The organism is Bacteroides sp. (genome assembly GCF_052357945.1).
Classification (GTDB): Bacteria; Bacteroidota; Bacteroidia; order Bacteroidales; family Bacteroidaceae; genus Bacteroides.
This window is the reverse complement of the sequence record NZ_DAWCXD010000008.1, coordinates 38,535-54,662: the sequence shown is the minus strand read 5'-3', so window position 1 is coordinate 54,662 and position 16,128 is coordinate 38,535. Positions and strand designations below refer to the sequence as shown.

10 protein-coding genes are annotated in these 16,128 nt (G+C 37.3%); 4 read left to right on the top strand and 6 right to left on the bottom strand.

The features are described from left to right. Genes ACT8YW_RS03790 through ACT8YW_RS03770 form a run of 5 tightly spaced genes read right to left on the bottom strand, consistent with a single transcriptional unit; the run spans position 1 to position 8,672 of the window. Complete coding sequence (locus ACT8YW_RS03790; RefSeq protein WP_444104057.1) at positions 1–1,680, bottom strand: sulfatase family protein; 1,680 nt, start codon at positions 1,678–1,680, stop codon at positions 1–3. Between the two features lie 45 nt (positions 1,681–1,725). Next, on the bottom strand, positions 1,726–3,216 hold the full coding sequence (locus tag ACT8YW_RS03785; RefSeq protein ID WP_081352717.1) for a sulfatase: 1,491 nt from the start codon (positions 3,214–3,216) through the stop codon (positions 1,726–1,728). A gap of 19 nt (positions 3,217–3,235) precedes the next feature. Next, a complete protein-coding gene (locus ACT8YW_RS03780) occupies positions 3,236–4,963 on the bottom strand; it encodes a sulfatase family protein (RefSeq protein ID WP_074638009.1) in 1,728 nt (575 codons plus the stop codon). A 7-nt stretch (positions 4,964–4,970) separates the two neighbouring features. Next, on the bottom strand, positions 4,971–6,374 hold the full coding sequence (locus ACT8YW_RS03775) for a sulfatase-like hydrolase/transferase (protein ID WP_074638011.1): 1,404 nt from the start codon (positions 6,372–6,374) through the stop codon (positions 4,971–4,973). A 27-nt stretch (positions 6,375–6,401) separates the two neighbouring features. Beyond that, complete coding sequence (locus ACT8YW_RS03770) at positions 6,402–8,672, bottom strand: hypothetical protein (protein WP_074638013.1); 2,271 nt, start codon at positions 8,670–8,672, stop codon at positions 6,402–6,404. 271 nt (positions 8,673–8,943) lie between these two features. Here ACT8YW_RS03770 and ACT8YW_RS03765 point away from each other — a divergent pair, with 271 nt between their 5' ends. The 4 genes from ACT8YW_RS03765 to ACT8YW_RS03750 all read left to right on the top strand — a co-directional run bounded on the left by ACT8YW_RS03765 (position 8,944) and on the right by ACT8YW_RS03750 (position 15,135). Further along, positions 8,944–12,966, top strand: a complete 4,023-nt coding sequence (locus tag ACT8YW_RS03765; protein ID WP_444104056.1) for a hybrid sensor histidine kinase/response regulator transcription factor — start codon at positions 8,944–8,946, stop codon at positions 12,964–12,966. Positions 12,967–13,000: 34 nt separating this feature from the next. Further along, a complete protein-coding gene (locus ACT8YW_RS03760; RefSeq protein WP_444104055.1) occupies positions 13,001–14,230 on the top strand; it encodes an anaerobic sulfatase-maturation protein in 1,230 nt (409 codons plus the stop codon). Between the two features lie 215 nt (positions 14,231–14,445). Next, the gene (gene trxA / locus ACT8YW_RS03755; RefSeq protein WP_004306576.1) at positions 14,446–14,760 is read left to right on the top strand and encodes a thioredoxin; all 315 of its coding nucleotides are present in this window, start codon (positions 14,446–14,448) and stop codon (positions 14,758–14,760) included. Between the two features lie 39 nt (positions 14,761–14,799). Continuing rightward, positions 14,800–15,135, top strand: a complete 336-nt coding sequence (locus ACT8YW_RS03750; protein WP_004306577.1) for a hypothetical protein — start codon at positions 14,800–14,802, stop codon at positions 15,133–15,135. 213 nt (positions 15,136–15,348) lie between these two features. Here the strand turns inward: ACT8YW_RS03750 and ACT8YW_RS03745 are convergent, their stop codons facing one another. After that, positions 15,349–16,074 carry an RDD family protein gene (locus ACT8YW_RS03745; protein ID WP_444104054.1) on the bottom strand — a complete coding sequence of 242 codons (726 nt, stop codon included), beginning with the start codon at positions 16,072–16,074 and terminating at the stop codon, positions 15,349–15,351. Positions 16,075–16,128: the final 54 nt, after the last annotated feature.

The window sequence follows — 16,128 nt, the reverse complement described above, 5'->3', positions numbered from 1 at the left end:
TTAATATTCTTCTACTTTCAGGGTTTTACGATAATTGTCAAGTAACTTCTGAAGGTCTGCTATGATTACCTCGTAACCAGGTGTTCCGTATAGATTGTTTAGTTCCTGTGGATCAGTTTGTAGATCATACAATTCATTATAATTAAGATCTTCACTTGCAGTAGGAAAATAATTAGCATTCTTCAGCATATTGAAAGTACGATTCTCGCGTGTACCCGGTTTCAACATATTCGAAGTTGCACCGTTCTCCCCACCTTTCCCATAAAAATGAATCAATTTGTAACGGTCGGTACGTATTCCATCATGGCGGCGAACCAAATGAAATGTAGGATAATCATAATAATGATAATAAATACTCTTCCGCCAGTCTGCAGGTTTTTCACCTCTAAATAAAGGTTGTAATGAATGTCCTTCCATTGTTTCAGGCACTTTAACACCAGCAACATCCAATAATGTTGGAGCAAAATCAATATTTTGAACTAAAGCCTTACATTCGCTACCTGCAGCTATTTTTTTCGGATAGCGGATAAGTAAAGGAGTACGGAAAGACTCCTCGTACATGAAGCGCTTGTCGAACCATCCGTGTTCTCCCATCCAAAACCCTTGGTCTGATGTATAAACAATGATTGTATTATCCAGTTGGCCTTCTTTCTCAAGATAGGCAAGTAATTCGCCTACACTGTCATCTACAGATTTGATACAACGGAGATAATCCTTCATATAGTTCTGATATTTCCAAACGGCCAGATCCTTACCGGTCAGCTTGGCATCCAGAAACTTTTTGTTCCTTGGTTTATAATGTTTGTCCCATGCCATACGCTCTTCGGAAGTCAGACGTCCCAATTCCCCCATCAGGCAGAAATAAGAAAATTTATCCTCTATCTTTGTAGAATCATATAGTTCCTCTACCTTGAGATCCTGAATTAACTCCATAGCGTTGGCTATATTCAATTTCTGTGTGTGTGCGGCTACTCCACGTGTTTCGTAGTCATCCCAAAAGGTATCAGGAATAGGAAATTCTACATTTTCGTATAGATCCAGATATTTTGTTTCCGGCATCCAGTTGCGGTGTGGAGCTTTGTGATGAACCATAAGGCAAAAAGGTTTATTTTTATCCCGATTATCCAGAAAATCGATAGCATGTTTGGTGATGAGAGAAGTAGCATATCCTTTCTCTTGTACAAATTTTCCATGCGTCTCTTTACTTTTAAAAGTCGGGTTATAGTATTGTCCTTGGTCATTTAACACATGATAGTAGTCAAAGCCTTTGGGTTCACACATCAGATGCCATTTACCCACAATTCCCGTCTCATAACCACTTTCCTGCAACAGTTCTGTGAAAAAGGTTTTAGTAGAATCGATACCCTCACATAACTGTTTCTGACCATTTTGGTGACTATATAACCCCGTCATAACACAAGCACGACTAGGAGCTGACAATGAGTTTTCTACAAAGGCGCGGTCGAACAACATCCCTTCATTGGCTAAACGGTCAATATTGGGGGTAGGAGCTAACTTTGCAACAGCACTTCCATAAGCACTGATCGTTTGGTAAGAATGATCGTCACACATTATATATAATATATTGGGACGACTATGTTGGGTTACCTGTTTACTTCCGCAGCCAGAGAGGGCGGCTGTGGAAAGTAACAATAAATTTAGTTTCGGGAAAAAGTTCATCTTTAATTAGATTTTAAAAAATAGGAAATTAGTATATGATAAAAACTATTGAGGCATTTTGCTTCTGAGTCCCAATTTTAGTTCTTCTTGTATCTTTCTATACTTAGGATTATTGTACAAATTATTATTTTCATTCGGATCTACCTGATAGTCGTAGAGTTCTCCACCTTTTTCACCATTATCCCATTCTGTATATCTATAACGCTCTACACGGATACTTTTGCCTATGACCTTTTCACCCTTTTTCATATATTTAATAGAAGGATTTCCTGTACGCACCACTAGACTTGTTGCAACATCGTCCCATTGAGCATTTACATCTTTCAGTAAAGGCATAAGATTTCGTCCGTCCAAATCTTGTGGTATATGCTTTAATTCACACAGATTAGCTAAAGTGGGATATATATCCAACATTTCTACAATACGTGATGATTTGGCTTCTTTATTAGTTATGCCTGGTACAGAAATAATTAACGGAGTACGGGTGGTATGTTCAAACAATGCTTGCTTCATCCACATACCATGTTGTCCCAAATTATAACCATTGTCACTACAAAATACAACGATTGTTTTATTTATCAGTCCTTCTTTCTCCAATGTTGTTAGTAATTTCCCGATTTGTGCATCCATAAATGAGATAGTGGCATAATAGGCACGTTTAGCTTCTTTCAACTTGTCTTCGGCAACTCCCCAGTTGATAGGATCTGTAAAACGTTCATATATGGGTCTATTTTCCCAGTCATTTTCCGGGACTTCCGGTAAAGTGATTTGTTCTATTGGGTATAAATCGAAATATTTTTTAGGGGCCACATAAGGTGAGTGTGGACGATAGAATCCCATAGCAATGAAGAAAGGTTTATTTTTGTTTTCTTTTATCATGCTGCAAGCAATATTGGCACCAATCGCATCTGTATGTTCATCATCTGATCCATTTGTAATCATAAAGCTTAAGGCACTTCCCAGCGGACGTTGCGGAGTATAGTTAATAACCTTATCTTCCTCTGTCTTATCAATACCTATTGGATTGAAAGTATCCACCCATGATTGCGGATCGTCTTTACCTGCTTTGCCAATATCATTAGGTACTCCAGCATGGAACACTTTGCCTACACGAGCTGTGAAATAACCATTTTTTTTATAAAGTTCTGGCAAGGTGACTGCTGCGGGCAAATTATCACGAAAATTAGCTTGTAGGTCTATGACTCCGGTACGATTCGGTGAATATCCCGTAAGGAAAGATGCACGACTAGGACCAGAAAATGGATATTGACAGTAAGAGTTGTTAAAGCGTACGGCATGTTGTCGCAATTTATCCAAGTTGGGTGTTTTTACAATCGGATCATCGAAACACCCCATATCACAATTTAAATCATCAGCAACGATGAACAACACATTATATTTAGTATCTGCATTATCCGGTGCATTATTTGCTTGTGCTTTTACTTGAGCAAAAACATTTCCATGATTACATACCAACATTGAAAATAGAACTGCTGTTTGCGTTCTTGCATAGAACTTGAAATCAAAATTTTTCATATTTGAATTTTGTTATTTATTAAAAATCAAAGGTCTTTGAAGCTTCTTCATAGCCAATACGCCTTGCGTTGACTAACAGCCTTTCACCTGGCTTCAACTTCAATACCATCCCTTCTTTATAAATATTCCATGGAGTGTTGACTTGTATTTCCACTCCATTAGGTTGGTGTTTTATTATATAACCGGCATCAAAAGAGTTTCGAATGGATTTTACTTTGGTATCTGTTTCTCCTATTTTTAGTATTTTATAGCCGATAGAGGCACCTTTTGTCGCACAAGATAAGGTATATCCTCCATCTACTTTATGTAATTCCGGCATTTCTGTATAGGGAGCATGATTTTCACCATTCCACCAATTAATTACCATCTCTTTCTCTGGTATATATGATAAATCTCCCACTTCATTCATCCACATCCGAAATACCTTTCTTAATTCTTCTAATTTGTTTCTGTACATCGGATTTTCTGCAAGATTATGTAACTCATGAGGGTCATTCACAACATCATATAACTCTTCCATCGGTTTGGTTGGTTTAAACCAGTCTTCCTGATGCTGGTTTAACTTCCCTTCTTTGTGCAGTTCCAGAAGTTCCTTCATCATTGGAATATTCAGGCGATAAGTTACATTCATGTATTTAGGGCGGTCTGGCATAAAATTAAAAATATACCTGAACTGTTTATCACGTACACTGCGTACACGATCATAGCATTCGTCCAAACGGTCGCGTCCGGCAAAAACATATTGCCGCTTTTCTTTAACGGCCTGTTTTCCTAAAAAAGCCTTTCCCTGCATATAATCAGGTATAGATATGTCAGCCAGTGATAGGATTGTCGGAGCGAAATCGACAGCACTAATCAGATCTGTGTTTACTGTGCCTGCATTCTTTCCTTTGGGATATTTCACAATAAAGGGAATGTGCGTACCGCGTTCCAATATTTCACGTTTCATCCATGGCATTGTTCCTCCATGATCGCTGAAGAAAAATATATAGGAGTTATCATATACACCGTCTTTTTTTAATTGATTGATTATTTGCCCTACTTGATAATCCATCAGTTGGACATTACTCAACATGAGAGCCATGCATTTGCGAGCTTCCGGTGTATCTTTATAATAAGGTGGTAATGATACTTTTTCTGGATTAACCAATAAGTCTTTATGCTCCTCAAACCAAGGTGATTGCTTGAATAGTTGAGACTCATGCGTAATGAACAAATTGAAAATACTAAAGAAGGGTTTACCTTTGGGAGCCTTCCGATAGGTGGCGGCTGCACTACATTCGTCCCAGACTGTTACCGGTTCAATAAACTGATAATCGGTCTTCAGATTATTGGAAGTGTAATAGCCATTAGTACGTAAATATTCAGGAAATGCCTTTACATATTCCGGTAAAACTGCAGAGTATTTAGGAACCCCGATTTTTTGACTTACAGCCGGAGTTTCAATCAAAGTGCGCATATGCTGTGTACCTATTGACATGGGATACATACCGGTTATGATGCATGAACGACTTGGAGAGCTGACTCCAGCTGTTGTATATACACTTTGGAATTGTTGTCCTTCGATAGCCAGTTGATCAATATTAGGCGTTTTAACTACTCTGTCCCCATAGGTTTCCATGTAAGGCGAGATGTCCTCACAAGTAATCCAAATGATATTAGGGCGCTCTTCCTGTGCTTGAAGCCAAGTGCCCTGGATAATCAGGGCACTACTGGTTAGAATAATTGATTTGGAGAAACATTTCATAGGAGCACTATTTTTTATCTGGCTTTATATAATCGCGACCTACTCCGACTACTTCAGGTTCCAATCCTGGTAAGATAACCATTGGAACATTCTTGGAGGTTAAGTCCCATTTGGGCAACTTATCCATTAGTGCTTGAAATTTTTCTTTGACTGCTTTTGCTTCGGGCGACAATTTGGTCATTGGACGGAGCTCTTCGGGATCTTCAACGAAATCAAAGAACTGCCCATTTGAATATAATTTGTAACGATGATCTTTGAAATAGCGGGCGGCATATTTTTCAAGACCACTTTGAGGTACATGGTTGGCTTTATAATGTACAAATACCCATTCTCTGGCATTGGGATTGTTCTCTCCTTTTAATAACGGAAGGAAACTGACGCCGTCCGTATCCCAATCAGTAGGAACAGTGATATTCATAGCTTCAGCAAAAGTTGGCAGGAAGTCAGTAAAATCAACCAAATCTGTTGTTGTATGTTTCAGATATTCATATTTTCCCCATTTTGCAAGCATTGGAACAGCTGTTCCGGTTTCCAGTGTCGTAGCCTTGCCACCCTGGACTACAGAACCGTCTTTCATCGGAGTGTAAATGTATCGTGCCGTACCATTATCTCCTACAAAAATAACAATTGTGTTATCTGCTATCTTCAATTCGTCTAACTTGTTCATAATTTTACCGAATAGTTTGTCGGTATAGCTCACCATATCCGGGAAATACTTGTCATCCGTGTTAAAGCGTAGTTTGGGGTCGATATCCCAATCATCGCTCTCGGGGGTTGCATTGAACGGATCGTGTACCAGAGTCATAGCATAGTAAGCCAAGAATGGTCGATCTTTATTCTCTTCCATAAAATCAAGCAGATAATTGGAAAAGTAATCAGGACCATAATCATCTTGCGTACAATTGTCATGCATAACCCCATCTACTTCGAAAAGAGGTTGTGCATACTTTTTACCTTTATATTTCAGATGGTATAGGCAGTAGTTGTCAAAACCGAAATGAGCCGGTAGCTTACTGTTTGTACCCAACTGCCATTTACCAGTAATCATAGTCTTGTAACCTGCTTGTTGGGCTAATTGTGCAAATGTATGCTGATCTTGATTTAGAAAACCAAATTTGGAATAATTTTTATGGTTATATCGGCCAGTGAGCAACTCTACACGTGAGGGAGTACTTAAAGGTTGTGAAGTAGCATAATTGAACCTTATTCCTTCTTCTGCAAACTGATCCAGATTGGGGGTATGGTAAGTACTTCCGTATGCACCCAAACACTCTTTGCCCATATCATCAGCTAAGATCAATAAAATGTTAGGGCGATCTTCTTTCACTTTTTTATCCTGCTTGGCTTGTGAAGTAGTCGGGATAAAGGCCAGGCATCCTCCGACGAGACATGATAAATAATTCAGTTTCATAATTCTTTTATCTATTAGGATTATACATTAAAATCTGATTTGTGTTTTAAATTCTACAGTAAACGGACGGATATAAGTTCCTGCAACTGCTGTATTATAATAAGGTGTCGGATCGATGGCTGTGTTTGTTCCAGAGATACGTCCTTGAGCACCAGTTTGATTTAGCAGATTGACAACATTGACGCTAAAGTTGATATGTTTGTTATGTTTGTAATCAAACCCAGCAAAAGTCTCCCATCTTGACGGGAAATATAATGTTGCAGGATAGCTACAGGATTGTTTGCTGAAATAACGTGCACTAGCCCATATCCGGAATTTCTTCCACTGATAGCTGGGATCTATTTCAATCAAAGTTTTGGAAGTGACGCGAGCCGGAAGACCATTGTAGTTATAGTGTTCGCCAAAGACGTCAAACTCAAAGTTGTCCATTGTTGGATTCTGCAATGTCAACATTAAATGTAGCTGAAAACCTTTGAATGGGGTAATATTAGCATCGGTAGTCCAGCCGATAGTTTTTATATCATAGTTAAAACTCAATTTTGTATTCTCACCCGATGAATTGTTGAAACCACCGGAAGCTACTAAATTGGAGCGGCTAATCTTGCTAACACGTGAGATAAGACTAACCCATTTACTATTGAAGAATACACCTCCGGCAAAATAAGGAACTACATTAGTTTTTGCCAAAGGATCATTGGCTGTCTTGTAAGCATTCAATCCATCTGTAGCTTCAATATAGTACGCGTCTCCTATTAGTCCAAAGTTTTTCAAGATGTTCCAGGTCAGTGTAGCAGTGAAACTTTTGTTAAATTCATCTTTCTTAATTTTTTGTGTTTCGCCTGATACATAAGTTTTATCTGTCCAAACATCATTTCTAACGGAATTTGGTGCCCAACTGCCATCTATCTTGTGCCATTCAAAACGTGCACCCAAATCTAACGTCAGACTCGGTAATATTTTCCATTTTTCGGTAGCGTAAATGGCATTCTTATATTCTGAACCATCGTAATAAAACATTGATTTATTATAATTCCACTGTCCATACTCATCGGCTTGTGCATTTTTCCATACACCATCCACATTCTTCTGTAAGATAACTCGTTGAGGGTTTTCAGCTACTTCCTGCATAAACGTAAAAATGCCATTGGTATATTTATCTGCATTATAGTAAGAAGTATTGAATCCTATCAACCATTGGTGTTTATTATGTTTTTTGCTTAATTCAAATTTTCCTACTAATGTATTGGTGGGAACATTACGCGAAAACTGTAGTGTCGTATTTTGTACAAGTCCTGCATACACTTGTGTTGTGTTTTTATCAGCGTAGATATACCTTTGGTTATCAGGTAAATTGCTGGCATCCGTAATGGCGGAGTAGGCAAAAGAATTTGAACCGGCATGGGCATTTTGGTATCTGAAATTATATTCCAGATTCATACCATTGTTAAACGTATGGTTACCAAAAATGTCGAACATATGTGTTTTGGAACCTGTGTCATCCATTAAATTGATATCCTGATATTCACCTGTCAGAGGATCTTTAATATGCCAAACTGCAGAATTGCCTAAATAATTTCCATGAGCAATATCAAATCCTTCTAAGGCATCTACCTGCTTTCCATCACGATATATGTAAGGTGACATTTTGGTATTGATCATCTTGGAGTCAGCATACTTATATTGAATGTTAAGCTCGCCGTTTCTGTATCGTTTAGTCAGGATTCCTTTGTATATCTGTGTTTGGTCTAAGAAACGGGTGAAATTTACATTTGTAGTTCCCGGATCAAGATTAACAAACGCATTTACAGCATATGCCCACCCTTTTTTTATTGGACCACTTAGAGAAAGGTTACCATTCATCATTCCAAAGGAATTTGTTTTAAAATTAAAAGTCCCGGAAAAATTATCCCCTCCTCTTTTGGATATGGTACTCATGGAAACGCCCACACTACCAAGTTTAATAGCTGTTTCTGCCAAATTACGAGACTCTCCTTTTACAAAGCTCCCGTCTTGTCTCCATGCTTGATTGATTCTTAAGGCATTTGTGTCGTAGCTAACTTCCATTCCATTTTCTGTTACTACGGTTCCACCAGTTGCTTCGGGTAGCCCTACATTAATAAAGCGTGGTGTACTTTCATCAGATGCATTTAGCATCATGTTGCTTGCCCCTCGAGCTACAGTTGTGATCACTGTGTCTTTTTCGGCAACTTTACTTTTCTTTTTTTGCGCATTCGCAGAACCTGTACAAGTAGCTAACAGGATTACTGCCGCTAATAATTTTGTATTCACATTTTTCATAATGTATTAGTTTGATAAAATGTTGTGAGTATTATCTTCGGTGCAAAAGTGAGGAATAATAATCGAAACTCTTTTTTTACTCTTCCAAATGATTTGTGATTCATGAATCTGCTATTTTCATTTTCTTGCAATTCTTTATGCTATCTATTAAAAAAAAGACAGTAAATTGTTGATTATTAATGGGTTGTTTATTTATAAAAATGAGGAGAATACTAATTTGTTTTTTCTCATTATTTAAAGTTTTATCTTTGTAGAACTTAAAATCCGATTTATGAAAAAAGTTATTTCATTTTATTTTTATATTTTTATTCTGTTATGTTTATGTATATCCTGTACCACAAAACATACTGAACTAAAGAACCTGTCGGTTCCAATTCTTTCTTTCACCTTATCTTCCGAAGATGTAACAGCGTTTGTGATGGACAAGAATGGTTATATGTGGATTGGAACCTCTGACGGATTAAATTTGTCTGACGGGAAATATTATCGTCAATACTTTTATGTTCCGGGAGATTCTTCCAGTCTTGCTGGTAATCAAATAGAGTTCCTTTTTAAAGATAGTTGGAACAGAATTTGGATAGGAACTGAAAGTGGTGTATGTCAATATGTAGGTGACGGTAAATTTAAAACCATTCCTATTCCACAAAAGTATGGAAAAACTTTTCAGATAATAGAAAACAGCCAGAAAGAGATTTTCTTTGTAACAAGTGAAGCATTGCTATTATATGACAAATCCGTGAATCATTGCGAAGAGGTATTGCGGTATTCGGCCTGCGGTTATAATACATTGAAATTTTTTATTGATAAAGATGATAATTTTTGGGAAATAACAATTCCGTCTATCCGTTGTTATACGCGCCAATTCAAGGAAGTATTTACTTTGCCTAATTCTGCAGCACTAAATATTGTCAATGCAATAATAAAAGATAATTGTATTTGGAGCGCTGGAGGAAACGGACTATTGAAATATGATATAAGCAATAGAATGACCACTATAATACAAGATTCTATCAATTTTAATAAATCAGATATCGTACCAAGAAATATAGTTGCTTACAAAGATAAAATATGGTTGGTCGCTAAAAATAGTATTTATTCCTACAGTGAAGAAACACATGACTTTTTATGTGAAGATGAAATGACAAGTCTCCTGCTTGAGCATTATTCGTCACTTGTATCAACTATGTATGTAGACTCTCATAATGATCTTTGGATAGGATTTCCGAATGGGGGATATACCAATCTGAAACGATTGTCTAATAATGCAGCACTACACCATCATCTTTTCATTGATAGAGTTAAAGATGCGTCTATACGCTCTTTATCTGTAAATGAGAATTTCTTATGGGGTATCCAAGGTAATAATGATGTATTTGCTTATGATCTGTCTTTAAATAAATTTTCATTATTCAAAGGGACTAAAGATATAGAAGGTGTAGCAACGCGGCGTTTTCAGCATAAATTGAATGATATATGCTGCATTCAGGATAAAATTTGGTTACTTGCTGGTACCCGGCTAATGCGTTACAATTATACAGCGGGAAAATTAAATTTGGAAAAAGTCATCCGGTTGGGAATGCAAAATATATCAGTTGGTAATTTCTGCACAGACGGGGATCATAATCTCTATGTGACGACGAATATCAACAGTCTGTTCAAACTATCTCCCGATAAAGATCAAATTGATAAGATTCCGGTTTCTTTGCCTGCCTATAGCACAAGCAGTTGTATCCGGGCGTTGTCTTCCGGGCAAATTCTTATTTGTACGCATGATATGCAATTTGCTTATTATCAGATGGGTAGTGATACCATACAATCCCTTGATATTACCACAATAAGCCATACTAAGGGCGTTATTCCTACTTGTATTTATGAAGATAAACAGAAAGGTATCTGGATAGGGACTAACAAAGGACTTTATTTCTTGGATATTCATACCAATAAATTAACTCATCTTCATTCTGTTCCCAATATATATATAAGTAGTATTGTGGAGGAAAAAAAAGACAAGTTTTGGTTGGGGACGCATCAGGGAATAGTTGAATATATCCCACACAAAGATAAAATAATATTTTATCCCACAACCGCCGCCTCACAAGAAAAATATAGAGTTTTTAATCGTAACAGTGCTTGTATGTTGCAGGATTCCATATTCTTTTTCGGACATACCCGAGGTTGTTCTGTTTTTACTCCTTCAGCGATGGCTCAAAGTTCTATGCCTGTAGTGCATCTTGAAAAAATCTTGATAAGTAGGGCTAATGAGATATCGGGAATTGACATTCAGAGCAATCCGGTTGAATCCATCCACTTGAAGTATAATGAGAACGATCTGACCATTTGCTTCAGTACAATTAATTTCGCCTTTACTCCCCAGTTTTCATGTTTTTATAAAATGGAGGGCTTTGATCCCGATTGGATTGAGAGTAATGAAAACCTTCAAGCTATCTATTCTAACCTTCCGGCAGGTAGTTATACATTCAGAGTAAAACTGGCATTATCAGAAGAAGATGTCTTTTCAGAACAGCAAATCCAAATTGCTGTCGACAAGGCTCCGTGGGCCTCAACTCCTGCTGTCATTTTTTATATAGCAGTGATAGTGGGGATTGTATTTTACATTAACCGATTATATCTCCATATCAAGTCTGACCGGATGGCTATGCGGATGCTTCAACGTGATAGAGAACGTGAACATACAACCAACCAAATGAACATGGACTTTTTTGCCAATATCTCACATGAATTTAGAAATCCATTGACTATGATTCTTGGTCCGGTTACCACCATGAAGTGTGACAAAAGCTTGTCGATGCAAAATCATCAAATGCTTAACATTATATCACGAAGTATCAGCCAAATGCTTAAACTTATTGACCAGATGCTTGATTTCAATAAGTTGGAGAATGACGCTTTAAAGATGCAAGTTGGTCAATATGATATTGTTGATGAAATCGCTAATTGGGTGGAAACTTTCCGGGTAAGTGCTATGCAAAAGAGTATAAAAGTGGAGTATTCTGGTTTAGAAAGTTCTTTCTTTACATGGCTTGACAAAGATAAACTGGATAAAATTTTAAGTAATTTGTTTACTAATGCTTTGAAGCATACTCCTCAAAATGGTAGCATAAAGATAGGTCTTGAGTGTGTATCATATGACAGGGCAATGCTAATAGTAGGACGATTGCCGGTAAAAGCAGAACGATATATTTATATTTATGTACAAGATAGTGGTAGAGGAATTCCTGATAATCAATTAAATGATATTTTCAAGAGATACTATCAGATCGATAATAAGTCCGGACTCAAGTATGCTAATTGGGGGACAGGCATCGGACTTTATTATGTGAAAAGATTAGTGCAGTTGCATCATGGAGAGGTTAAAGCTGACAATGTGCAAGAACCTGAACATACTGGTGCGATTTTTCATGTGCTCTTTCCCATTGATGAGGAAGCATATATAGTAGATGAAAGACAGACTGAAGATAAAAAGAATCTGGAAATTTTAGAAATGTCTTCTTCTGTTGTATATGTACCTCCCTGTACAGATCCTTCCAAACCCTATATGTTGATAGTAGATGATGATACGCAGGTTGCTTTCTATCTTAAGACTTTATTTGATGAGGATTATAATGTAATCAATAAATATAGTGCAGAATCTGCGCTTGCTGCATTGGAAACAGTGGAACCCGATATCATTTTATCTGATGTGGTAATGGGAGAAATGTCAGGGTATGAATTTTGTCGAAATTTAAAAGAGAGTCGTCTTCATTGCCATATCCCAGTCATTTTGCTTACGGCAAAAACACAGATAGGAGAACAAATAGAAGGTTTGAACATAGGGGCCAGTGCTTATGTGACAAAACCTTTTGACCCTAATTACCTGAAAGCTCTTGTGAAATCTCTTTTACGTAATAGAGATAGCATACGTGCTTTACTGTTATCTTCATCATCTACGTCTCAAATAGTAACAAATGCTTTATCTCCTCAGGATATGGCTTTTATGAAAGATTTATATGTTTTGATGGACAGTATGATTACCCAAGATAATTTGAATTTTAATATGGTTGCAGAAAAACTATATATGAGTCGTTCCAAATTCAATTATAAATTAAAAGGGTTGACAGGCGAAACCCCTATACATTTTTTCTTAAAATATAAATTGAATAAGGCGGCTGAATTGTTGAAAAGTGGAAAATATAATGTGTCTGAAGTGGCTGATATAACAGGGTTCGGCACTTTATCCCATTTTTCTGTCAGTTTTAAAAAATATTTTGGTGTAAATCCCAGTGAATATAAATAACTGTAAATAAAAACTTTATAAAAAATAATATATTATGGCTACATTCGCTCCTTTTGCCCGCCCACTCTATGTTATGTTAAAACCAGTGGGAGCACTCTGTAATCTAGCTTGTGACTATTGCTACTATCTTGAAAAGGCTAAACTCTATCAAGATAATCCTAAGCATGTGATGAGTGATGAATTGCTTGAAAAGTTTATAGAAGAGTATATTAATTCCCAAACTATGTCGCAAATACTTTTTACCTGGCATGGTGGAGAAACCTTAATGCGTCCTCTTTCCTTTTATCAGAAAGCAATGGAATTACAGCATAAATATGCTAAAGGCCGTACCATTGATAATTGTATACAGACTAATGGTACTCTGTTAACTGATGAATGGTGCAAATTTTTTCATGAAAATAACTGGCTGGTAGGGGTATCTATTGACGGCCCGCAAGAGTTTCATGATGAATACCGGAAGAACAAACAGGGTATGCCTTCATTTGTAAAAGTAATGCAAGGTATCAATCTTTTGAAGAAATATCAGGTAGAATGGAATGCATTGGCTGTTGTTAATGATTTCAATGCCGACTATCCATTAGAATTTTATCACTTTTTTAAAGAAATAGATTGTCGATACATTCAATTCTCACCCATTGTAGAACGTATCTATCATCATACGGATGGTCGTTATTTAGCAGCGGTAGAAGAAGGAGATAATGAGCATCTGGCCGATTTTTCCATTACTTCCAAACAATGGGGAAATTTCCTTTGTACAATTTTTGATGAATGGGTAAAAAATGATGTTGGTGAATATTATATTCAATTGTTCGATACAACCCTTGCCAACTGGATGGGTGAACAACCTGGTATTTGTACATTAGCCAAGACCTGCGGACATGCTGCAGTTATGGAATTTAATGGAGATGTATATGCTTGTGATCATTTCGTCTTTCCTCAATACAAATTAGGGAACATTTATCGCGAAACGTTGGTAGAAATGATGTATAGCGAAAAACAACAGAAATTTGGTCAAGCCAAGCAAGATGCTCTACCTACTCAGTGTAAAGAATGTCAATACTTGTTTGCTTGTAATGGTGAATGTCCCAAAAATCGTATTTGCAAAACAGAGACTGGAGAGTCCGGATTGAATTACCTCTGTAAAGGTTATTATCAGTTTTTTGATCATGTTGCTCCTTATATGGATTATATGAAGCGAGAATTAATGGCTAAGAGGGCACCTGCTAATATCATGGAGGCTATTCGGAAGAAAGATCTTAAATAGATGAAGACAATTGTTGTTCTCTGTAATACCCTCCTGTGTATCGAGATTCTTTGGAACGTTAAGAAGCTTTTCGGGTATGTTATGGCTTTTATTATAAATGCTTCTTGTTCTATCATAAAACACTAAAATAGATGAGCGCCAATTGGAACAAATTGATTATATTTGTGGCGCGAATAAGCTAACGAAATAACATTTAATAATTAATACTTAAAAAAATGGCTTTAGAAATTACAGACAGCAACTATAAAGAGGTTCTTGCAGAAGGAAAACCGGTTGTTGTTGATTTTTGGGCTCCTTGGTGTGGCCCTTGTAAGATGGTGGCTCCTATCATTGAAGAATTGGCTGCGGAGTTTGAAGGACAAGTAATCATCGGTAAGTGCGATGTAGACGAAAATGGTGATATGGCTGCTGAATATGGTATCCGTAATATTCCTACTGTATTGTTTTTCAAGAACGGTGAGATAGTAGACAAACAGGTAGGTGCAGTTGGCAAACCGGTATTCGCAGAAAAGGTGAAGAAGCTTTTATAGTCGATAATACTTAATACTTATCACTTAATACTTAAAAAAATGGGACTGGAAGACGATTTTTTATTAGCAGATGCCGATGACGAAAAGACCATCGAGTTTATCAAAAACTATCTGCCTCAAGAACTGAAAGAGAAGTTCTCAGACGATGAATTGTATTATTTTCTCGATTTAATCGACGAGTATTACTCTGAAAGTGGCATTCTCGACGCTCAACCCGATGAAGACGGCTATGTCAACATCGATTTGGAAGAGGTTGTGGCTTACATTGTAAAAGAAGCCAAAAAGGATGAAATAGGGGAATACGATCCTGAAGAAGTCCTCTTTGTGGTTCAGGGAGAAATGGAATACGGAAACTCTCTGGGACAGGTGGACTAAACGACGTCCGGTCTCATTGCAGATAAAATTAAGATAAGGGGTGTGCTCTGTGAGTATACCCCTTTTTTGTGCGGTGCTTTTTCTCAAACATTCTTATGCCTATGAGAAAAAGTTCTCACTACAATGAGAAAAAATACTCATTGCGATGAGAATTAATTCTCACTACAGTGAGAATAATCCCTTGCCTGAATAGTCTGAAACAGCGTATTCTGGTTATATTTCTTCCAATGCATAATACTGATAATCGCGAAGTATCGTCTGAAGAAATTTCTCTTGATTACCCTCACGGGGAGTAACGGAAAGCAATTCCTGTACTTTTTTGGCAAGTGCCGTGATACGTCTTGCCCGGTCTTTCTCACCGGATTCCAAAGTCCGGGTAATTACATTCACTTGTTCGAGAGATAAATCAGCCGACTGGGGATATACCGGATGATAATTTTGGGTCAGATAGTCGAATTCATCCAGGCTGACATGTATCTTACGATAGTTTTTCTCTTTAATCACCATAGTGCCGGCAGCTAGATCCCCTAATCGTTGATTGTTCTTATTCAATAAAACGACCAGAAGTCCAAGGCCACTTGTGATGGGACCATCAATTGGGAAAAGAAGCCATCGTAACAGATAAGAGCCGATGCTTGGAGTAGAACCGTCTACTTTTACGACACGGATATTGATGAGTTTTTTGCCAAAGCTCTGTCCGTGATTGAACATTTCGCAAAGAAAAGAATAACCGAGAATCGGTAAATAAACGACGCACAGAAAAAAGAACAAACTGAATCCTGACGGTAAACTTAATTTAGACAAGAGCGTAATAGTGGACAAGATGTAAAGCCCGATCAGAAAATAATCGATGATTAAAGCCATCAGTCGTTCGCCGATACTGGCGGGCGTTTGGCTGATACGAACGAATTGTCCGGTTATTATCGTAGATTCTGCCATTTCAGGTTAAACATTTTTAGGATTCCGTTGCAAATATATCATAATTCTCTTATT

Coding starts and splice junctions, on each gene's coding strand:
- ACT8YW_RS03745 (WP_444104054.1), bottom strand. CDS start 16,074: ATGGCAGAATCTACGATAATAACCGGACAATTCGTTCGTATCAGCCAA.
- ACT8YW_RS03770 (WP_074638013.1), bottom strand. CDS start 8,672: ATGAAAAATGTGAATACAAAATTATTAGCGGCAGTAATCCTGTTAGCT.
- ACT8YW_RS03760 (WP_444104055.1), top strand. CDS start 13,001: ATGGCTACATTCGCTCCTTTTGCCCGCCCACTCTATGTTATGTTAAAA.
- ACT8YW_RS03780 (WP_074638009.1), bottom strand. CDS start 4,963: ATGAAATGTTTCTCCAAATCAATTATTCTAACCAGTAGTGCCCTGATT.
- ACT8YW_RS03765 (WP_444104056.1), top strand. CDS start 8,944: ATGAAAAAAGTTATTTCATTTTATTTTTATATTTTTATTCTGTTATGT.
- trxA (WP_004306576.1), top strand. CDS start 14,446: ATGGCTTTAGAAATTACAGACAGCAACTATAAAGAGGTTCTTGCAGAA.
- ACT8YW_RS03750 (WP_004306577.1), top strand. CDS start 14,800: ATGGGACTGGAAGACGATTTTTTATTAGCAGATGCCGATGACGAAAAG.
- ACT8YW_RS03790 (WP_444104057.1), bottom strand. CDS start 1,680: ATGAACTTTTTCCCGAAACTAAATTTATTGTTACTTTCCACAGCCGCC.
- ACT8YW_RS03785 (WP_081352717.1), bottom strand. CDS start 3,216: ATGAAAAATTTTGATTTCAAGTTCTATGCAAGAACGCAAACAGCAGTT.
- ACT8YW_RS03775 (WP_074638011.1), bottom strand. CDS start 6,374: ATGAAACTGAATTATTTATCATGTCTCGTCGGAGGATGCCTGGCCTTT.